Genomic DNA, 19200 nt, shown 5'->3' on the forward strand with positions numbered 1-19200 from the left:
CGGCCGGCGCCGATCGGCCGCCGGCCGGGAGGCTCAGGCCTCGATGACGAGCGGCACGATCATGGGCCGGCGGCGGTAGGAGGTGTTGACCCAGCGGCCGACGACGCGACGCACGGCCTGCGAGAGCGCGTGCTGATCGCTCGCCCCGTTCCGCACCGCCTCCTCGAGCGCGGCCGCGATCCGCGGCTTGACCTCGTCGAAGACGCTGTCGTCCTCCGCGAAGCCCTTCGCGTGGATCTCGGGGCCGACGACGATCCGCCCCGTGCCCGCCTCCACCACCACGATGATCGAGATGAAGCCCTCCTCGCCGAGGATCCGCCGATCCTTGAGGTCGGCGTCGGTGATCTCGCCCACCGACGATCCGTCGACGTAGACGAACCCCAGGTCGAGCCGTCCGACGACGGTCGCCCTGCCGTCGAGCAGGTCGATCACGGTGCCGTCCTCGGCGATGATCGTGTTCTCCTCCGCGATCCCGGTCTCGCGCGCGAGCTGCGCGTTCGCGACCAGGTGCCGGTACTCGCCGTGCACCGGCATCACGTTCAGCGGCTTGAGGATGTTGTAGCAGTAGAGGAGCTCGCCGGCCGCGGCGTGCCCGGACACGTGCACCTTCGCGTTGCCCTTGTGCACGACGGTCGCTCCGAGCCGCGTGAGCCCGTTGATGACCCGGTACACCGCGTTCTCGTTGCCGGGGATGAGGCTGGAGGCGAGGATCACGGTGTCGCCCTCCCCCGGCTCGATCTGGTGATCGAGGTTGGCCATCCGGCTGAGGACGGCCATCGGCTCGCCCTGCGACCCGGTGGACATGTAGACGATCCTGTCCTCGGGGACGTCGCCCGACTTCTTCATGTCGACCAGGACTCCCGGAGGGACGTGCAGGTAGCCGAGATCCGCGGCGATGCGCATGTTGCGGACCATGGAGCGGCCGAGCAGCGCCACGCGGCGGCCCGTGGCGTGGGCCGCGTCGAGCACCTGCTGCACCCGGTGCACGTGGCTGGAGAAGCTCGCGACGATGACGCGGCGGGTCGCCCTGGCCATGACGCTCTCGATGACCGGGCCGATGTCGCGCTCGCTCGGCGTGAAGCCGGGGACGTCGGCGTTGGTGGAGTCGACCATGAACAGGTCGACGCCCTCCTCGCCGAGGCGGGCGAAGGCGCGCAGGTCGGTGATCCGGCCGTCGAGCGGCAGCTGGTCCATCTTGAAGTCGCCGGTGTGCAGCACCGAGCCCGCGTCGGTGACGATCGACACGGCCAGCGCGTCCGGGATCGAGTGGTTCACGGCGACGAACTCGAGCTCGAAGGGCCCGAGGTTCTCGACGTCGCCCTCCTTCACCGTGAGCGTGTACGGCGTGATCCGGTGCTCCTTGAGCTTCGCCTCGACGAGGGCGAGCGTGAGGGTGGAGCCGATCAGCGGGATGTCGCGCTTCAGGCGGAGCAGGTAGGGGACGGCGCCGATGTGGTCCTCGTGGCCGTGGGTGAGGACCACTCCGACGATGTCGTCGAGCCTGTCCCGGATGGGCGTGAAGTCCGGGAGGATCAGGTCGACGCCCGGCTGGTCCCCCTCCGGGAAGAGCACGCCGCAGTCGACGACCAGGAGACTGCCGTCGATCTCGAAGACGGTCATGTTGCGGCCGATCTCGCCGAGGCCGCCGAGGGGGATGATCCGGAGCGTTCCCGGAGCGAGCGGGGCGGGGATGATCACGGGACCGGGCATGCGCCCTCCTTCTCCAGCGGTGCTTTCTCGGGACGTGCCGCTCGGGCTCAGCGGGTGGTGCCGGCGACCTTCGGGAGGGCGCCGCCGGCCGCGGCGTTGCGGTCGGGCCGGAAGTTGCGGAAGTCGACGCCCGGGATGTCGCGGACCAGGCCGAGCTCGTCCTCGATGAGCGCCGCCTCCGACTCCTCCGGGCCGACCAGGGGCAGCCGCACGCGCGGCGAGGAGATGCGGCCGAGGCCGTGCAGGATGTACTTCGCGGCGACGGTCCCGGGGACGTGCGTCATCACGGCGCGCACGAGCGGCTCGAGCTGCTGGTGCGCGCGGGTGGCCGCGTGGAGGTCGCCCGCGTTCACGGCGTCGACGATCGTGCGGTACGGCGCGGCGGCGATGTTCGCGGTGACGCCGATGAGCCCCGTGGCGCCGATGGCGAGCTCGGGGAGCACGTTCGCGTCGTCGCCGCAGAAGTACATCAGGTCGGTCTGGTTGAGCACGCGGCTGACCTCGGAGAGATCGCCCTTCGCGTCCTTCACGGCCAGGATGTTCGGGTGCTTGGCCGCCCGCAGGATCGTCTCGTAGCGGATCGGCACGCCGGTGCGGCCGGGGATGTCGTAGAGGATCACCGGCAGGTCCGTCGCATCCGCGATCATCCGGAAGTGGGTGAGCACGCCCGCCTGCGTGGGCTTGTTGTAGTACGGGGTGACGATCATGTTGCCGTCGGCGCCGGCCTTCTCGCTCTGACGGGCGAGCTGCATGGCGTGGGCGGTCTCGTTCGAGCCGCCTCCCGTGATGATCTTCGCGCGGCCCCCGGCGACCGAGCGGCCGACCTCGACGAGGCGGATCTTCTCCGGGTCGGTCAGGGTGCTGGTCTCGCCCGTGGTCCCGGTGACCACGATGCCGTCCGCGCCCGCTGCGATGCAGTCGTCGATGTGCTTCTCGACACCGGGCCAGTCGACCTCGCCGTCGGCGGTGAACGGGGTGACCAGGGCGACCAGGACCTGGCCGAAGGGATTCTCCGGAGTTGACACGCTGCCAGGGTAGCGGGTCGCCGCCGCGCCGCCGGGAGGAGGTTCCCGGAGCCGCCCGCGCGGACGGCAGCAGGCGGATCGGGCGGGACGGCCCGCTCGTCCTCGCCGGGCGGCGGGCTACGGGGCGACGCGGCCGTTCGCCGTGAAGGCGGCGGCCGTGAGGGGCATCAGCTCCTGGAAGTGCGTCTCCATCTGCTCGGCCGCCATCTCGATCTCGCGCTGCGGGAAGGAGGGGAACGTCGAGTCCTCGCGCTTGGTGCGCAGGGAGAGGAAGTTCATCAGCGAGCGGGCGTTGAGCGTGACGTACATCGACGAGTAGATGTTCAGCGGGAGGACGATCCGGGCGACCTCGCGGGCGACGCCCTCGCCGAGCATCCGCCGGTACGACTCGTAGGCCTGCGTGCTGACGCGGCGCGTCTCCTCGGCGACGAGCTCGGCCTGCTCCGCGGTGCCGGGCTCGAAGGAGTAGGCGCCGGGCTTGCCGACCTGCACGAGGTTGCGGCGGGGGCCGGGCACGTAGAAGACCGGGCGGAGCTCGCGGTAGCGGCCCGACTCCTCGTTGTAGGAGGCGATGCGGTGCCGCATGAACTCGCGGAAGACGAAGATCGGCGCCTGCACGTAGAAGGTCATCGAGTTGTGCTCGAACGGCGAGCCGTGGCGGTCGCGCATGAGGTAGTTGATCAGGCCGCGGTCGCGCTTGCGCTGCAGCTCGGCGTCGGACTCCTCGCCGTCGAGCGCCTCGGCGAGCGTCTTCTCGCCCTGGGTCGAGACGCGGGCCGCGAACAGCACGTCGGAGTCGTGGGCGCTCGCGCGGACCAGCTCGACGACGACATCGCTGCGGAAGACGGGCGCGTTCTCGTCGGATCCGCTGCTCGTCGGCTCGGGGCGTGGGCTCGTCTGCTCGGTCACGGCATCGAAGCCTAGACCACCGGCCTCGTGCCCTCTTCCTCTCGGCAGCCTCTCCCCCGGTTCCCGCCTCCTCCGGGCGAGCGCTGCTCCCGCGACGCGCTCGGCCGGCTCCCGGGCGTGAGGCTCTAGGCTTGGTCCGCTTCGCGGGCGGCCCGCGACCGGCTCCGGGAGGCACCATGAGCGACTCATCCGCACGGCACTCCGACCACGACGGGACCACGGGCTCCGGCTCGCCGCGACGCGCCGCGCGCACGCCGGCCGAGCACGTGTCGACGCCGTCCGAGCTGCCCTCGGCCCGGCCGGACGCGTCCGCTCCCCGGCTCCGCGTCCTGATCTCGGGCGCCAGCGGGATGATCGGCTCCGAGCTGACCCGCCAGCTGCGCGCCGAGGGGCACGAGATCCTGCGCCTGGTGCGCCACGCGCCGTCGAGCCCGGACGAGTTCCACTGGGCGCCCACCTCGCACATGCTCGACTTCAGCGTGCTCGACCGCGTCGACGCCGTGATCAACCTCTCCGGCGCCTCGATCAGCCGCCTGCCGTGGACCGCGTCCTACAAGCGGGAGATCCTCGACTCGCGGATCCAGTCCACGCAGACCCTCACCGACGCGATGCGGATGTCCTCGACCCCGCCGACGACGCTGATCAACGCCTCCGCGGTCGGCTACTACGGAGACCGCCCGGGCGAGGAGCTCACCGAGCAGTCCTCGCGCGGCGACGGGTTCCTCGCCGACGTCGTCGACCGCTGGGAGAAGGCCGCCCACCTCGCGCCCGAGGCCACGCGGGTGGTCACCGCTCGCACCGGGCTCGTCCTCGGCGACGGCGGCGCGCTCAAGCCGCTCCTGCCCCTGACGAAGCTCGGCCTCAGCGGGCCGCTCGGCAGCGGCAACCAGGCCTGGCCCTGGATCAGCCTCTACGACGAGGCCGCGGCGATCCGCCACCTGCTCACGTCCTCGCTCTCGGGCCCGGTGAACCTCGCCGGACCGGTGCCGGCGACCGCGAACGACGTGATGCGCACCCTCGCCGAGCAGCTGCACCGCCCGTTCAAGCTGGCCGTCCCCGAGAAGATCATCGAGCTCGCGCTGCGCGACGCCGGGCACGAGCTCCTGCTCTCGAGCCAGCGCCTGGTCCCCCAGCGGCTGCTCGACGACGGCTTCGAGTTCCGCCACCGCACGGTCGGCGAGGCGCTGGAGTGGGTGCTCGCCTGATCCGAACCGCCCGAGCGGTCCTCGCCCGGAGAGCCGCGCTCGCGTCGCGGCCGAGCGGTCAGGCCGGAGCCTCGTGCTCCAGCGCGATGGCCCGGCGGATGGCGCCTCGGGCGCGCTTGCGGTCGCCACTGGCGTCGTAGGCGAGGCCGAGGCGGTACCAGGCGCGCCAGCTCCCGGGCTGGGCGTCGACCTCCTCCGCGTACTGCGGGAACAGCGCGTCCGCCTCCTCCCGGAGCGGACGCCCGCTGGCCCGCGAGTCGAGGACCTCCTGCGGCAGCGCGTTCTCGCCCTCCAGCCGACGGGCCAGCTTCTCGGCGCGGAGCCCGAACAGCAGCTCGCGCACGAGCCCCCAGACGCCGACGGCGCCGAGGATCAGCAGGCCGACGCCCATCACGATGCCGGGCACCGTCGCCGCGGCGAAGGCGACGACGGAGTACTGCAGGCAGACGAACAGGTAGAGGGCGAGCAGGACCGCCATCAGGACGACGCCGATGCGGGTCCTCACGGGGTGCTCGTCGCTGCGGCGGCCTGGCCGGACGGAGCCCGGTCGATGACGGGCTGCTCGTCGACCGGCCGCTCGTCGAGAGGCGCGGCGTCGAAGGCGGCGCGCAGGTCGATCAGCGCGTCGAGGCCCACCACCACGCCCGTGGTCGTCCGGACCGCGTCGAGAGCGCGCAGGACGCCCTGCTCGTAGGACGCCTGCGAGGTGGTGTCGTGCCTGATGGTGACCGTCTCGCCGGTGCCGCCGAAGACGACCTCCTGGCGCGCCTCCACTCCGGGCAGGCGGAGGCTGTGGACCGGGACGCTCGCGACCTGCTGGCCGCGGGCCCGCTGGTCGGTGTGCGGAGCCTGCACCGGACCGAGCTCGGCCCGGGCGCGCAGCAGCAGCTCGGCCGTGCGGACCGCGGTCCCGGAGGGCGAATCGACCTTGCGGGCGCCGTGGGTCTCGACGATCTCGGCGGCGTCGAAGAAGCGCGCGGCCACGGTGGCCAGCGCGGTCGCGAGCACCGAGCCCAGCGAGAAGTTGGGGATGATCACGACGCCGGCCTCGGGCTGCTCGGCGACGCTGCGCCGGAGGGCCGCGATCCGGTCGCCGGTCCAGCCGGAGGTGCCGACGAGCACCTTCCTCCCGTTGGCCACGGCGAAGTCGACGATCTGCTGGCTGACGGCCGGCACGGTCATGTCGACGACGACGTCGGCCGCGAGCATCTCGGCGGGATCGCTCCGCGAGCCGAGCCGCGCGACGAGCGAGAACTCGCTCGACGCCTCGATGAGCGAGCAGGTGAACGAGCCGAGTCGGCCGGACGCGCCGACCACGGCGACGGAGGTAGTCACCGACTCAGCGTAGCCCGCGGCTCAGTACGGCTGGGCCTCGGGCAGGCCGGTGCGCAGCTCCACGGGCAGGTGCGAGAGGTCGTTGTGCACGACGAGCACCGGCGGCTTGCGGGAGCGGACGCGGATGATCGTCAGCCCGCAGTTGGCCTGGTTGAGGCCCAGCCAGCGCCAGTCCGGAGCGTCGAACACGTGGCGGACGAACCAGCCGATCACGAAGTTGTGGGTGATGAGGAGGTCGTGGCGGTCCTCGCGCGACGGTGCCAGGAACTCGGCCACCGCGTCCTGCATCTGCGCGTGCCCCGCCTCGATCTCGGCCGCGGTGACGCTGCCGAAGAAGGGCTCGAACGCCTTGGGCATGTCCGGGGTCGGCCCCGAGGGGATGCAGTCGAACAGCAGCGAGGACGGCTGGAGCGGCAGGCTCGGCAGGAGCGTCTGGAAGCGCGCGGCCGTCTCCTCGGCCCGGCGCAGCGGCGAGTGCCACGCTCCGGTGAAGGGGACTCCGCCGAGCCGCTCGGCGATGAGCCTCGCCTGGCGCTCGCCACGGGCCGAGAGCGGGCCGTCCGGCATGCCGTGCTCGGCGTCCTGCTGCTCGCCGTGGCGGACGAGGTAGATGTAGTGGGACACGGGGTCCTCCCTGGTGCGGCGCGGCGATGCGCGGTCAGCGGGCGTTCGACGATCGGATCAGATCGCGGAGGCGCTCTCGATCCCGGCGATCCCGGCGAAGGCCGACTCGTCGACCGCGCCGACGGCCGAGATCGACGACGGCCCCCGGGCCAAGTCTGCCGCGAGTGCCTGGACGTCCTCCGCGCCGACGAGGGCGAGTCGGCGCAGGCTCTCGTCGAGGTCGACGAACTCGCCGAAGGTCAGCTCGGCGCGTCCGAGGCGCGACATCCGGGTGTCGGAGTCCTCCAGCGCGAGCGCCGCCGCTCCCGAGAGCTGGCCGCGGGCGCGCGCGAGCTCGTCGTCGGTGACGCCGTCCTCGGCGAGGCGGTGGAACTCGGTGAGCAGGAGCTCGGCGACCGTCCCCGCCTTCGCCGGGGTGCACGCGGCGTAGAGCCCGAAGAGGCCCGCGTCCGAGTAGGACGGGGCGAAGGAGTAGACGGAGTACGCCAGGCCGCGCTTCTCGCGCACCTCCTGGAACAGCCGCGAGGACATGCCGCCGCCGAGGATCGAGTTGAGGACGCCCATCGTCATCCGCCGCTCGTCGCCCGCGGCGAGACCGGGGAAGCCGACCAGCAGGTTCGCCTGCTCGGTGGGGCGGTGCACCACCGACAGGGCCCTGCCGCGGGTGTAGGACGCACGGCCGCCGACGCGCCGCTCGACGGGCGGGGCCGCCGTGCCGAGGTCCCAGCCGTCGGCGACGAGGACCCGCTGGAGCAGCGCGACGAGCGCCTCGTGGTCGACGGCGCCGGCGACGGTGATCACCACGTCTCGCGGGCGGTAGGCGGCGCGGTAGTGCGCCCAGACCGCATCCCGGGTGGCCTCGCCGATGGTCGCGGCGGTGCCCCCGATCGGGCGGCCCAGCGGGTGGTCGCCGAACACGGCCTCGAACAGCTTCTCGCCCGCCACGTCGGCCGGATCGTCGTCCGCCATCGCCAGCTCCTCGAGGATGACCCCGCGCTCGGTCTCGAACTCGTCCGGATCGATCAGGCTCGAGGTCACCATGTCGGCGATCACCTCGACCGCCATCGGGAGGTCGCGGTCCTGGATCTTGGCGTAGTAGCAGGTGTACTCCTTGGCGGTGAGAGCGTTGTGCTCCCCGCCCACGGAGTCGAAGGACACGGCGATGTCGAGGGCGGACCGCTTCTGCGTGCCCTTGAACAGCAGGTGCTCGAGGAAGTGCGTCGAGCCGACGTTGGAGGGCACGGCGGGCTCGCCCGCGGTCGCGGGGCGGCCGGGCCGCTCGTCGCGAGAACCCGCGGCGACCCAGAAGCCGATCGTGGCGCTGCGGGCGCCGGGCACCGATTCGCTGAGGATGCGGACACCGCTCGGGAGGACGGAGCGGCGGACCGTGGATCCGCCTGCGGCCCGGACTGACGTCTCCGGCTGGTCGAGGGGCAGTGCGACTCCGTGATTCATCGTGCCCACCCTAGGCCACCGCGACGGCGGCCCGAGCCGGGCTGTCGCGCCGTGGCGGGAGAGGTGCAGGGGGCGTCGCGGACGGGCGCGGTCAGCGGCGCGCGCGCTCCAGCGCGGCCAGGTGTCCGGGGTCGAGCTCGAGCGAGACCGCGCGCACCAGCGCGTCCACGTCGGCGGGTGAGCGCGGGGCGACCGTCGCGGCGGTCAGCCGCGGCCGGCCGAGCAGCCAGGCCAGGGCGACGGCGGCGGGAGCGGCCGAGAGCTCGGCACCGATCGCGTCGAGGACGGCGAGGACCCGGCGTCCGCGGCGCCCGAGGTGGGCGGCGGCGAGTGCCCCGTCGGGCAGGCGGCCGAGCTCGCGGCGGGTGCGCTCGGCGCCGCGGAGGAACCCGTGGGCGAGGGGGACGGTCGCGAGCAGGGCGAGTCCCTGGCCGGCGGCGACGAGGCCGAGATCGCCCTCCGAGCCGGGCCGCTCCAGCAGGTTCCAGCGGACCTCCGCGCCGGCGAGGCGGGGCAGCCCGTGGGCGGCCAGGACGCGCGCCTCGAACAGCTCCTCGGGCGTGAATCCGGAGGCGACCACCGACCGCACCAGCCCGCGCGCCAGCAGCACGTCGACGGCGCTGAGGAGCTCGTCGAGGCGTCCGGCCCCGTCGGGGCGGACCGCCAGCACGTCGAGGCGATCGGTGCGGAGGCGGCGCAGCGCCCCCTCGACACGGTCCACGAGCGCACGCGGCGTCGCGGGCGCGCCGACCGGAGCGGCGAAGCGGCCGATCAGGAGGAAGCGGTCCCGGTCGCGGTGTCCGGCGGGCCAGCCGCCGACGCCCTCCGCGAGGCTCGAGTCGGTGACGACGACGCCGTTGCCGCCCCACGCCGCGTAGCGCTCGAGCAGCGCGGCACCGTCGTCGCGTCCGAGCGCCGCCGCGTCGAGCACGAAGGGGAAGAGGTCGTGGCCGGAGTCGCCCATCGGCCGGCGGTGCGAGGGTGCGACGGCGGTCGGCTCGACGGGGCCGGTCTCGGCGAGGACGCCGCGCGAGGAGGCTGCGCGGGACGCCGCGGGCGGGAGCGGGACGGCACTGTGACGGGGAGCCCGCACGACGGCGCCGGTCCTGTCCCTGGGCACGCCACCACTCTCCCTGCGGCGGCTCGGGTCCCGCCAGGGGAGAGAGTATCCGAGCGCCGGAGCCGCCACTCCGCCGGGTCGCGCACGGTTCACCAGATCGTTACACGGGCGCCGCCGGCGGGGTCGACTCGCGCCGGCGAGCGGTGCGGCGGGCCCCTCCGTGTCGGCCGTCCGGGCTAGATTCGCGACCATGGACTCCGCCGCCCCGACCCCCTCCGAGACCGCCGCCCCGACCTCCGACTCGCCCGAGCGGGAGACGTCCGCGCCCTGGTGGACGAGCGCCGTCGTCTACCAGATCTACCCGCGCTCGTTCGCGGACTCGAACGGCGACGGCATCGGCGACCTGGGCGGCATCCGCTCGAAGCTCGACCACCTCGCCGACCTGGGGGTCGACGTGATCTGGCTCTCGCCGGTCTACCCGTCGCCGCAGCACGACAACGGCTACGACATCTCGGACTACGAGGACATCGACCCGCGGTTCGGGACGCTGGAGGAGTTCGACCTGCTCCTCGCGGAGGCCCACGAGCGCGGCATCCGCATCGTGATGGACCTCGTGGTCAACCACACGAGCGACGCGCACGCCTGGTTCGTCGAGTCCCGCTCCTCGCAGGAGGACCCGAAGCGCGACTGGTACTGGTGGCGCCGCGGGCGCCGCTCGGCCGAGCCCGGCCGCGAGCTCGATGCGGCCGCCGGCGCCGGCCTCGACGTCGCCGAGCCGAACGGCTGGCGCTCCTACTTCTCCGGCCCGGCCTGGACGCTCGACCCGGCGACGGACGAGTACTTCCTCCACCTCTTCGCGGTGCAGCAGCCGGACCTCAACTGGGAGAACCCCGAAGTGCGGCACGCGGTGCACGCGATGATGAACCGCTGGCTCGACCGCGGAGTGGACGGCTTCCGGATGGACGTGATCAACCTCGTCTCGAAGGACGTCGGAGCCGTCGACGGCGAGCAGGGCGGCGCGGGCATCGTCGGAGGGGTGGGTCCGCGGCTCCACGAGTACCTCCGCGAGATGCACGAGGCCGTGTTCGCGCACCGCGAGGGCTCCTTCCTCACCGTCGGCGAGATGCCCGGGGTCACCCTCGAGGAGGCGGTGCTCGTGACCGATCCCGAGCGGCGTGAGCTCGACATGGTCTTCCAGTTCGAGCACGTCGGCATCGACCACGGAGTCGACAAGTTCCACCCGGTGCCGCTGGACCTGGTCGCCTTGAAGGCCAACCTCGCGCGCTGGCAGGACGGCTTGGCCGAGCGCGGCTGGAACAGCCTGTACCTCGGCAACCACGACCAGCCGCGTCTCGTCTCGCGCTTCGGGGACGACGGCGCGCACCGCTACGAGTCCGCGACCCTCTGGGCGACGCTCCTCCACCTCCAGCGCGGCACGCCGTACATCTACCAGGGCGACGAGATCGGGATGACCAATGTCCCGTTCGCCGGCATCGAGGACTTCCGCGACGTCGAGTCCCTGAACTACTGGGCCGAGGCCGTCGGCGAGCGCGGCGAGGACCCGGCGACCGTGCTCGCCGGGCTGCGCGCGCAGAGCCGCGACAACGCCCGCACGCCGGTGCAGTGGGACGACAGCCTCCAGGCCGGCTTCACGACCGGCGAGCCGTGGATCGCGGTCAACCCGAACGCCGCCGAGGTGAACGTCGCCGCCGACCGGGCCGCCGAGCGGTCGGTCTTCGAGTACTACCGGGCGCTGATCGCGCTGCGGCACGCCGACGAGACGGTGCAGCTGGGCCGCTTCGCGCTGCTGGAGCCCGAGCACCCCGCGCTCTTCGCCTTCACGCGCACCGGACCGGGCGAGCTGCTCGTCGTCGGGAACGTGTCCGGTGAGCCGCTCGAGGTGCCGCTGCTCGAGGAGTGGGCGGCTGCCGAGACGGTCCTCGGCAACGTCGCCGGTGCGACCGGGTCGACGCTCGGCCCGTGGGAGGCGCGCATCCTGCGCCGCTGAACCTCGCCGCGCCCCGCTCCGAGCCCGGCGCGGGGCGCGGCGCTCGACGGCGGCGGACCAGCGGGCGAGAGCCTCAGGCGGAGACGCGGTCCAGCTGGGCGATGTCGCTCCGGGTCAGCGGGAGCGCGGCCGCCGCGAACAGCGACTCGAGCTCCGCGGCGTTCCGCGCCCGGACGATCGCCGCCGAGACCTCCTGGTGCGAGAGCACCCAGGCGAGCGCGACCACGCCGGGCTCCGTGCCGTGGGCCCCGGCGATCTCGTCGAGGGCAGCGAGCACGCGGGAGCCGTGGCGGCCGACGTAGTCCAGGCCCGCCTCGAACAGGGCCGACTCCGGCTCGTCCGTGCGGCTGCGCAGGGCGCCGGTGAGGTAACCGCTCGCCAGGGGCAGCCGCGCGAGGGTGCCGAGCTCGAGCCGCACCACCTCGGGGGCGACGTCGGTCTCGTAGGTCCGGCGCTCCATCAGGCTGTACTCCGACACGACGGCCGAGAGCGACGGCAGCGCGAACGCGGTCGCCGTCTCGTGCAGCGCCGTGATCGCGGCTCCGCTGAAGTGCGCGGCGCCCAGGGCGCCGACCGAGCCGTCCGCCAGGAACGGCGCGACCGCCGCCAGGCTGTCGGCGATGGGGATCCCGGGGTCCTCGCTGTCGAACGAGAGCAGGTCGATCCGGGTGCCGAGCCGCTCGAGGCTCCCCTCGATCGCGATGCGGACGTCCTCCGGGGCGAGGCCCGGCGCGTCCGGGTGCCGGCCGACCTTCGTCGCGACCAGCATCCGCTCGCGCAGCCCGCTCTGCTCGAGCCAGCGGCCGATCATGTACTCGCTCCGACCGGTCGCGTAGTGGTCCGCGGTCGAGATCAGGGTGCCGCCGAGACGGCCGAACGCGTCGAGCACCTCGGTGGTGTCGTCGATCCCGGCGGCCCAGCCGAAGACGGAGCCGTCGAGGGCGAGAGGATGCACGGGGAGGCCGGTCCGACCCAGGGTGCGTGAGAGGAGGGGCGTCTCCGGCTCGGTGGCCAGGGGCGTCGGGTCGGTCACGGAGTCCTCCGGTCGGGGCGGTGCGGCGCGGTCCCGCCACCGTACCCCATGCCCCCGCCGACGACGGACGCCCGCCCCACCGGAGTGGGACGGGCGTCACGGTCGTGCAGGAGGGATCAGCTCTCGGCAGGAGCCTCGACCTCGGCCTCCTCGGCCACGACGGGCGCGAGGGACAGCTTGCCGCGGTCGTCGATCTTGGTGATCTGGACGAGCAGCTTCTGACCGACTCCGAGGACGTCCTCGACGTTCTCGACGCGCTTGCCGCCGGCGAGCTTGCGGACCTCGCTGATGTGCAGCAGTCCGTCCTTGCCGGGGAGGAGCGAGACGAACGCGCCGAAGGTCGCGAGCTTGACGACGGTTCCGAGGAACTGCTCGCCGACCTCGGGGTTGGTCGGGTTCGCGATGGCGTTGACCTGCGCACGCGCGGCCTCGGCCGACGGACCGTCGACGGCTCCGATGTAGACGGTGCCGTCCTCCTCGATGGAGATGTCGGCGCCGGTCTCGTCCTGGATCGCGTTGATCGTCTTGCCCTTGGGGCCGATCAGCTCGCCGATCTTGTCGACGGGGATCTGCACCGAGATCACGCGGGGCGCGGTCGGGGCCATCTCGTCGGGCTGGTCGATGGCCGCCGTGAGCACCGCGAGGATCGTGGTGCGGGCGTCCTTGGCCTGCTTGAGCGCGGCGTCGAGCACCGACGACGGGATGCCGTCGAGCTTCGTGTCGAGCTGGATGGCCGTGACGAACTCGGCGGTTCCGGCGACCTTGAAGTCCATGTCGCCGAGCGCGTCCTCGGCGCCCAGGATGTCGGTCAGCGCCGCGTAGCGGGTCTGGCCGTCGACGACGTCGGACACGAGGCCCATCGCGATGCCCGCGACCGGGGCGCGCAGCGGCACTCCGGCGTTGAGGAGCGACAGGGTCGACGCGCAGACCGAGCCCATCGAGGTCGAGCCGTTGGAGCTCAGCGCCTCGGAGACCTGGCGGATCGCGTAGGGGAACTCCTCGCGGCTCGGCAGCACCGGCACGAGGGCGCGCTCGGCGAGGAAGCCGTGCCCGATCTCGCGACGCTTCGGCGATCCGACTCGGCCGGTCTCACCGGTCGAGTAGGGCGGGAAGTTGTAGTGGTGCAGGTACCGCTTCTTGGTGACGGGCGACAGCGAGTCGATCTGCTGCTCCATCTTGAGCATGTTCAGCGTGGTGACGCCCAGGATCTGGGTCTCGCCGCGCTGGAAGATGGCCGAGCCGTGGACGCGCGGGATGATCTGCACCTCGGCGTCGAGCGGGCGGATGTCGGCCAGGCCGCGTCCGTCGATGCGCACGCCGTCGCGGAGGATGCGGCCGCGGACGACCACCTTCGTGACGGACTTGTACGCCGCTCCGACCTGGTTGTAGGCCTCGGCCGACAGCTGACCCGAGGCGATGCGCTCGGCGATCTGCTCCTTGACGCGCGCCTTGAGGGCGTCGTCGGCGTCCTGACGCTCGACCTTGTCGGCGATCTGGTACACGCGGACGAGCTCGTCGTAGCTGAGCTCGGCGACGTTGTCGTAGGTCTCCTGCGCGTAGGGCAGGAACACCGGGTAGTCCTTGACCGGCTTCGCGGTCTCGGCGGCGAGCTTCGCCTGCGCCTCGACGAGTGCGCGGAGGAAGGGCTTGGCGGCCTCGAGGCCCTCGGCGACGACGTCCTCGCTGGGCTTGGTCGCACCCGCCTTGATGAGGTTCCAGGAGGACTCCGTGGCCTCGGCCTCGACCATCATGATGGCGACGTCCGAGGAGCCGTCCTCGTTGGTGACGACGCGGCCCGCGACGGTGAGGTCGAAGACGGCGTTCTCCAGCTGGGAGGCCTTGGGGAAGGCGACCCACTGGTCGTTGCCGGAGCCGTCGGACATGAGCGCGAGGCGGACGCCGGCGACCGGGCCGGAGAACGGCAGGCCGGAGATCTGCGTGGACGCGCTCGCGGCGTTGATCGCGAGGGCGTCGTAGAACTCGTCCGGTGCGATGCTGAGGACCGTGATGACGATCTGGACCTCGTTGCGCAGGCCCTCGACGAACGAGGGGCGCAGCGGCCGGTCGATCAGACGGCAGACCAGGATCGCCTCGGTGGAGGGGCGGCCCTCGCGGCGGAAGAACGAGCCGGGGATCTTGCCGGCGGCGTAGGAGCGCTCCTCGACGTCGACGGTCAGCGGGAAGAAGTCGAAGTTGTCCTTCGGGTTCTTCGAGGCCGACGTGGCCGAGAGGAGCATGGTGTCCTCGTCGAGGTAGGCGGCGACGGCGCCCTGAGCCTGCTGCGCGAGGCGGCCGGTCTCGAAGCGGACGGTGCGGGTGCCGTACGAGCCGTTGTCGAGAACGGCTTCGGCGAATGTGATTTCAGGACCTTCCAAGAGGTCTGTCTCCTTAACGTCTGCAGCGGCGCCCCTTCTGGGCGCCGGCGTTCGTCGGAGCAGCGGTCCGGTCAGGAATCGAGACGATCCCACGGCAGGGCTTCGCGCCGTGCCGTCGTGTGGAGGGCGTTCGTGCTGGCCACCAGTAGAAGAGCTCCGGGCTGTCGCGACCTGTGCCGCGAGCGGGACGTGCCGCCTGCGACTCGTGCCGCGGCGGCCCGTGCTCTGTCGCACGCTGCCGCCGTCCGGGACTCCACCACCGAGGACCAGCTTCCTGCCGGCCTGCTCCGTGGCTCGAATCCTGGGTCGACCGGCGGTCGCTTTCGGATTCGGAACCGGTTCATGCTATCAGCCGCGGTGCGGTTCCTCCATGGACCGCGCCGACCCGGCGGGCCCTCCGCCCGTCAGCCCCGCGTCTCGTGCATCAGCAGCTCGACGCGCAGCCCGCCCCTCACCGTCACGATGCGGGCCGGCACGCGGGGCGACCTCCCCGCCTCCGAGAGCCGGGCGAGGGCGGCCTCGACCACGTTCTCGAGACCGCGCGGCACCTGGCCGACGAGCCCCGAGGGGCGCTGGGCCGCGAACAGGCGGACCGGCATCGGAGCGTCCACGCGCTCCTCCTCCGCGGTGCGGCGCGGGATCACGGCCGTGACCTCGTCCTCGCCGAGGGCGAGCACCCGCGCGATCTCGTCCTGGTGCGGCCGGGAGTCGGCGAGGCGGAGGAGGGTCTCACCGCGCCGCGACTTCGGGCGCAGCTCGTAGTCGTAGTCGTCGAGCTTGCCCGAGCCGCGGTCGTCGGAGGGGAGGGGGTTCGCGTCGCCGCGTCCGAACGAGAAGAGCTTCATGCCTCCATTGTCCAGCGCGCGGCCCCTCCCCCGCTCGCGTCAGGCGGTGCGCCGCATGCGGGCGATCGCCGCGAGCACCAGGACGAGCACGACGGCGACGAAGCCGAGCAGGACCGGAACGGCCGGCAGGAGCGCGAGCGCGGCACCGATCGCCAGGACCGGCACCGCGAGGCCGAGATAGGCGGCGAGGAACACGGCCGCGAGCACCTCGCCGCGGGTCTCGTCGGTGGCGAGCGAGCCGGCGACTCCGAGCGCCAAGCGGAAGAGCAGGCCCACGCCCGCTCCCGCGAGCACCCCGCCGATGATGAAGGCGGACACCGAGACGATCACGGCGCCGGTCGCGACCAGCAGCAGCCCGGCCGTCAGCGCCACGGCCGCGAGGCGGAGCGCCGTCCGCGAGGACAGCCGGATCGAGACCAGCTGCGCGACGGCTCCGGCGGCGAAGACCCCGAAGGAGACCTCGCCCGCCTCGAGGTGGGAGGTCTCGCCGAAGCGCGCGGCGAGGAAGGTCGGCGCCAGCGAGGTGAAGAGGCCGAACACGGCGAACCCGGCGAACGCGCCGACCGCGGCCGAGAGGAAGACGCCGCGGGAGGCGGCCGGCACGGCCAGGCGCTGCGGACGGTAGGCCGGGAGGACCTCGCGCCGCTCGACCGTCTCGGGGACGAGCGCGACGCCGATCCCGAGGACGACCAGGAGGACGAGGAACACGGCGTACGGGACGACCAGGGGCTCGCGCACCGTCACGGCGAACACCCCGCCGACGAGCGGGCCGAGCGCCAGCCCGCCCATGTTGACGAGGGCGGAGACGGCGCGGGAGGTGCCGGGGCCCTCCTCCGGGCGGGCGACGGCGCGCAGCTCCGAGAGGTGGGCGGTGGCCGTCGCGGTGAGCGCGCCGACGCCGAGCCCGGTCAGCAGGCGGGCGAGGATCAGCCCGGGCACGTCCGGCCAGAGCAGGAACACGGCGGCCGCCAGGACCTCGACGAGGATCGACGCGAGCAGGACCCGGCGGCGGCCGAGCCAGTCGCTGACGTGCCCGGCGAGGAAGAGGCTCGCCACGACTCCGACCGCGTACGCGGCGAAGACCACGGTGACGACGAAGGCCGGGAACCCGTCGCGCTGCTGGTAGATCGCGTAGAGCGGTGTCGGCACGGTCGAGAACGCCATCACCGTGAGGAAGGCGACGGCGATCACCCAGAAGCCGTGGCGGTGCGGGAGCTCGCGGCGGTGGACGGACGGGAGGGAGCGCTCGGTGGTGGTCACGGTGTCCACAGTGCTCCGCCCCATCATCCGTGTCCAACGGAGGATCTCGGATGGATTGATCGTCCCTGCTGGATAATGGGCGGATGGACGACCGCCAGCTCGCCGCCTTCGTCGCTGTCGCCGAGGAGCTCAGCTTCACCCGGGCGGCCGCGCGCCTGTTCGTCGTGCAGTCGACCCTCTCGGCGAGCATCCGCTCGCTCGAGCAGGAGCTCGGCTCGCCGCTGTTCGCCCGCTCGACCCGGCGGGTGGCGCTCACCGCGGTCGGCGAGGCGCTCCTGCCCTCGGCCCGATCGGCGATCGACAGCCTCGACCGGATGCGCTCGTTCGCGGCCGACGACGCGGCGGGGCTCCGCGGGCGGGTGCGGGTGGGCACCTTCTCCGCCCTCGACCTCGTCGACCTGCCCGGCGCGCTCGGCGTCTTCCGCACTCGGCACCCGCTGGTGGACCTGCTCCTGCGCACCTCGACCACCGGCTCCACCGGTCTCGCCGAGGACCTGCGCCGCGGCCTGCTCGACGCCGCTCTGCTGGCACTGCCGGCGACGCAGCTGCGGGGCCTGGCGGTGACGCGGCTGGTGCGCAGCGACTACGTCCTGCTGGTGGAGAGCGCGCATCCGCTCGCCGCGGCGGGACCGCCCTCCCCGCAGGACCTCGACGGGCTCACCTTCGTGGACACGCCCGCCGGCTTCGGCAACAGGGTCGCCGTCGACCTCGCCTTCCGCGAAGCCGGGGCGTCGCGCCGGGTGGCCACCGAGGTCGCCGATCTGCCGGGGATCCCCCGCTTCGTGCAGGCGGGGCTGGGGCCGGCGATCGTGCCGCGCGCGGGCGTCGAGCCGCTGGAGGGCGTCACGGCCCTCGCGCTCGACTGGCCGGGGCTGGTCTGGGAGCTCTCGGTCTGCACGGCGCCGCGCCCCTCCGCCGCGGTGCAGGCGCTCACGGCCGTGCTGGCGGAGCGGTCGGCCTAGGCCTCAGCCCTCGCGCAGGGGGCCGCGGACGATCGAGTCGCCGGAGTGCTCCGGGTCGTCGTCGAACGGCTCCTGGGAGACGTCCACGAGCGGGTACTCGGCGAGGTCGACGTCGTCGGGCACGGCGAAGACGCCGTCGGTCCCGTCGAGCACGCCGAGGCCGACCAGCCCGGAGGCGTCGGCGGCGAGGAGCCAGACCTCCCGGTACGAGTCGTCCGCGCTCTGCGCATCGAGGTGCACGTGCAGGCGGCGGGTGCCGTCGGCGTCCTCCAGCTCGGCGGTTCCGCTCGCTCCCTGCCAGTCGGGGAGAGCGGCGAGATCAGCGCGCGCCACGACGGCGGCGGTGTCGTCGCTCCGCGAGGCCTGCCACCAGGCTCCGCCCGCGACCCCGATGACGAGCGCGCCGAGAGCGGCCAGCACGGAGCTCAGAGCGCGGGGCCGGCGGCGGCGGGCGGGACGGTGCCGTCCCGGGGGAAGGGCGAGCGGAGGCGGCACGGCAGCGGCCGACGACGGCAGGGCGCCGGGCCCGAGGTCGCCGAGGGCGAGCTCCTCGCGGATGCGGTCCCAGACGATCGCGGGCGGCGCCTCCAGCTCGACAGCACGGCTCGCACGGCCCAGGCCCGCGGCGTGGCCGAGCTCGACCAGCTGCCGGGCGCAGTCGGGGCAGTCGCGCAGGTGGGCCTGCTCGGCGTCGCTCGAGTGCTCGCCGAGGGCGAGCAGGGCGAGCTCGTCGGGATCGAGGTGGGTCATGTGCTGCTCACCTCCAGGCGAGAGCGGAGCCGGTCGAGGCTGCGGCGGATGTGGCTCTTGACGGTACCGAGCGGCAGGCCGGTGCGCTCGGCGATCTCGGTGTGGGTGAGGTCCTCGTAGAAGGCGAGGCCGATCACCCGCCGGGGGACGGGATCCAGGCGGGCCAGCTCGTCGGCGATCAGGATCCGCGCCTCGAGGTCGACGGGGGCCTCCCCCTCCTCGACCGGGGTGACGGCGACGAGGGCCTCGGTGAGCCTCCGCTCGCGCGCCCGCGCCTCGTGCGCGTCCGCGATCCTCCTCCGGGAGATCCCGACCAGCCAGGCTCCGAGAGCCGCCCGTCCGGGGTCGAAGCCCGAGCGCGAGGTCCAGGCCGAGACGAACACGCGCTGCACCACGTCCTCCGCGTCGCCGCGGTCGCCGAGCGAGCGCAGCGCCAGCGTGAAGACCAGCGGCGACCAGCGCGAGTACGCCTCGGCGAGCGCCGACTCCTCCCCTGCGGCGAAGCGGCGGCCGAGCCGGGCCACGAGAGCGCTGTCGGGCTCGGCGCCGTCGGCGGGCTCGATGGTCTCGATCAGGGGGTCCCTCCAGGGCTGCGGGGAGCGCTGCCGCCCGGGGGCGTGCGGCGCTGCGAGGCTCATCGTACG

The 19200-nt window shown here is 73.2% G+C and carries 17 protein-coding genes; 3 read left to right on the forward strand and 14 right to left on the reverse strand.

Annotated elements, in window-relative coordinates; genetic code table 11:
- Window positions 1–33: 33 nt before the first annotated feature.
- The 3 genes from C5C27_RS02325 to thyX form a co-directional block, all read right to left on the reverse strand.
- Window positions 34–1710 carry a ribonuclease J gene (locus C5C27_RS02325; protein ID WP_104313492.1) on the reverse strand — a complete coding sequence of 559 codons (1677 nt, stop codon included), beginning with the start codon at window positions 1708–1710 and terminating at the stop codon, window positions 34–36.
- Between the two features lie 47 nt (window positions 1711–1757).
- Complete coding sequence (gene dapA / locus C5C27_RS02330; RefSeq protein ID WP_104224469.1) at window positions 1758–2735, reverse strand: 4-hydroxy-tetrahydrodipicolinate synthase; 978 nt, start codon at window positions 2733–2735, stop codon at window positions 1758–1760.
- A gap of 117 nt (window positions 2736–2852) precedes the next feature.
- Window positions 2853–3554 carry an FAD-dependent thymidylate synthase gene (gene thyX, locus C5C27_RS02335; protein WP_258060561.1) on the reverse strand — a complete coding sequence of 234 codons (702 nt, stop codon included), beginning with the start codon at window positions 3552–3554 and terminating at the stop codon, window positions 2853–2855.
- A gap of 266 nt (window positions 3555–3820) precedes the next feature.
- Between thyX and C5C27_RS02340 the strand changes: the two genes are divergently transcribed.
- On the forward strand, window positions 3821–4849 hold the full coding sequence (locus C5C27_RS02340; RefSeq protein ID WP_104313494.1) for a TIGR01777 family oxidoreductase: 1029 nt from the start codon (window positions 3821–3823) through the stop codon (window positions 4847–4849).
- A 58-nt stretch (window positions 4850–4907) separates the two neighbouring features.
- On the opposite strand, the gene C5C27_RS02345 is transcribed toward C5C27_RS02340, so the two are convergent.
- The 5 genes from C5C27_RS02345 to C5C27_RS02365 all read right to left on the reverse strand — a co-directional run bounded on the left by C5C27_RS02345 (window position 4908) and on the right by C5C27_RS02365 (window position 9383).
- The gene (locus C5C27_RS02345) at window positions 4908–5354 is read right to left on the reverse strand and encodes a hypothetical protein (RefSeq protein ID WP_104250175.1); all 447 of its coding nucleotides are present in this window, start codon (window positions 5352–5354) and stop codon (window positions 4908–4910) included.
- Window positions 5351–6184, reverse strand: coding sequence for a 4-hydroxy-tetrahydrodipicolinate reductase (gene dapB / locus C5C27_RS02350; RefSeq protein WP_104250174.1), 834 nt, complete (start codon window positions 6182–6184; stop codon window positions 5351–5353). Before dapB ends, C5C27_RS02345 begins: the two co-directional genes overlap by 4 nt.
- Window positions 6185–6205: 21 nt before the next feature.
- Entirely contained in the window at window positions 6206–6808 is a 603-nt protein-coding gene (locus C5C27_RS02355) for a histidine phosphatase family protein (RefSeq protein ID WP_104224462.1), read from the reverse strand.
- A gap of 57 nt (window positions 6809–6865) precedes the next feature.
- On the reverse strand, window positions 6866–8263 hold the full coding sequence (locus C5C27_RS02360; protein ID WP_104239048.1) for a pitrilysin family protein: 1398 nt from the start codon (window positions 8261–8263) through the stop codon (window positions 6866–6868).
- A gap of 91 nt (window positions 8264–8354) precedes the next feature.
- Window positions 8355–9383: an aldo/keto reductase gene (locus C5C27_RS02365; RefSeq protein ID WP_146079588.1), complete on the reverse strand. Its 1029-nt coding sequence runs from the start codon at window positions 9381–9383 to the stop codon at window positions 8355–8357.
- Between the two features lie 190 nt (window positions 9384–9573).
- On the opposite strand from C5C27_RS02365, the gene C5C27_RS02370 reads away from it, so the two are divergent.
- On the forward strand, window positions 9574–11331 hold the full coding sequence (locus C5C27_RS02370; protein WP_104313498.1) for an alpha-glucosidase: 1758 nt from the start codon (window positions 9574–9576) through the stop codon (window positions 11329–11331).
- A 73-nt stretch (window positions 11332–11404) separates the two neighbouring features.
- Here the strand turns inward: C5C27_RS02370 and C5C27_RS02375 are convergent, their stop codons facing one another.
- The 4 genes from C5C27_RS02375 to C5C27_RS02390 all read right to left on the reverse strand — a co-directional run bounded on the left by C5C27_RS02375 (window position 11405) and on the right by C5C27_RS02390 (window position 16844).
- Window positions 11405–12364 (reverse strand): aldo/keto reductase, encoded by a 960-nt coding sequence (locus C5C27_RS02375; protein WP_104233259.1) that lies wholly within the window; start codon window positions 12362–12364, stop codon window positions 11405–11407.
- Window positions 12365–12480: 116 nt separating this feature from the next.
- Entirely contained in the window at window positions 12481–14739 is a 2259-nt protein-coding gene (locus tag C5C27_RS02380; RefSeq protein ID WP_104313500.1) for a polyribonucleotide nucleotidyltransferase, read from the reverse strand.
- A gap of 404 nt (window positions 14740–15143) precedes the next feature.
- The gene (locus C5C27_RS02385) at window positions 15144–15584 is read right to left on the reverse strand and encodes a hypothetical protein (protein ID WP_104313502.1); all 441 of its coding nucleotides are present in this window, start codon (window positions 15582–15584) and stop codon (window positions 15144–15146) included.
- Between the two features lie 39 nt (window positions 15585–15623).
- Window positions 15624–16844, reverse strand: a complete 1221-nt coding sequence (locus C5C27_RS02390) for an MFS transporter (RefSeq protein WP_258066476.1) — start codon at window positions 16842–16844, stop codon at window positions 15624–15626.
- 83 nt (window positions 16845–16927) lie between these two features.
- Between C5C27_RS02390 and C5C27_RS02395 the strand changes: the two genes are divergently transcribed.
- Entirely contained in the window at window positions 16928–17806 is an 879-nt protein-coding gene (locus C5C27_RS02395; protein ID WP_104224809.1) for a LysR family transcriptional regulator, read from the forward strand.
- A 3-nt stretch (window positions 17807–17809) separates the two neighbouring features.
- Here C5C27_RS02395 and C5C27_RS02400 read toward each other — a convergent pair whose 3' ends face one another.
- Window positions 17810–18556, reverse strand: a complete 747-nt coding sequence (locus tag C5C27_RS02400) for an anti-sigma factor (protein WP_104313505.1) — start codon at window positions 18554–18556, stop codon at window positions 17810–17812.
- The gene (locus C5C27_RS02405; RefSeq protein ID WP_104239040.1) at window positions 18553–19194 is read right to left on the reverse strand and encodes an RNA polymerase sigma factor; all 642 of its coding nucleotides are present in this window, start codon (window positions 19192–19194) and stop codon (window positions 18553–18555) included. Before C5C27_RS02405 ends, C5C27_RS02400 begins: the two co-directional genes overlap by 4 nt.
- Window positions 19195–19200 lie beyond the last annotated feature (6 nt).

Source organism: Rathayibacter sp. AY2B7 (genome assembly GCF_002931635.1).
In the GTDB taxonomy this organism is placed as follows: domain Bacteria; phylum Actinomycetota; class Actinomycetes; order Actinomycetales; family Microbacteriaceae; genus Rathayibacter.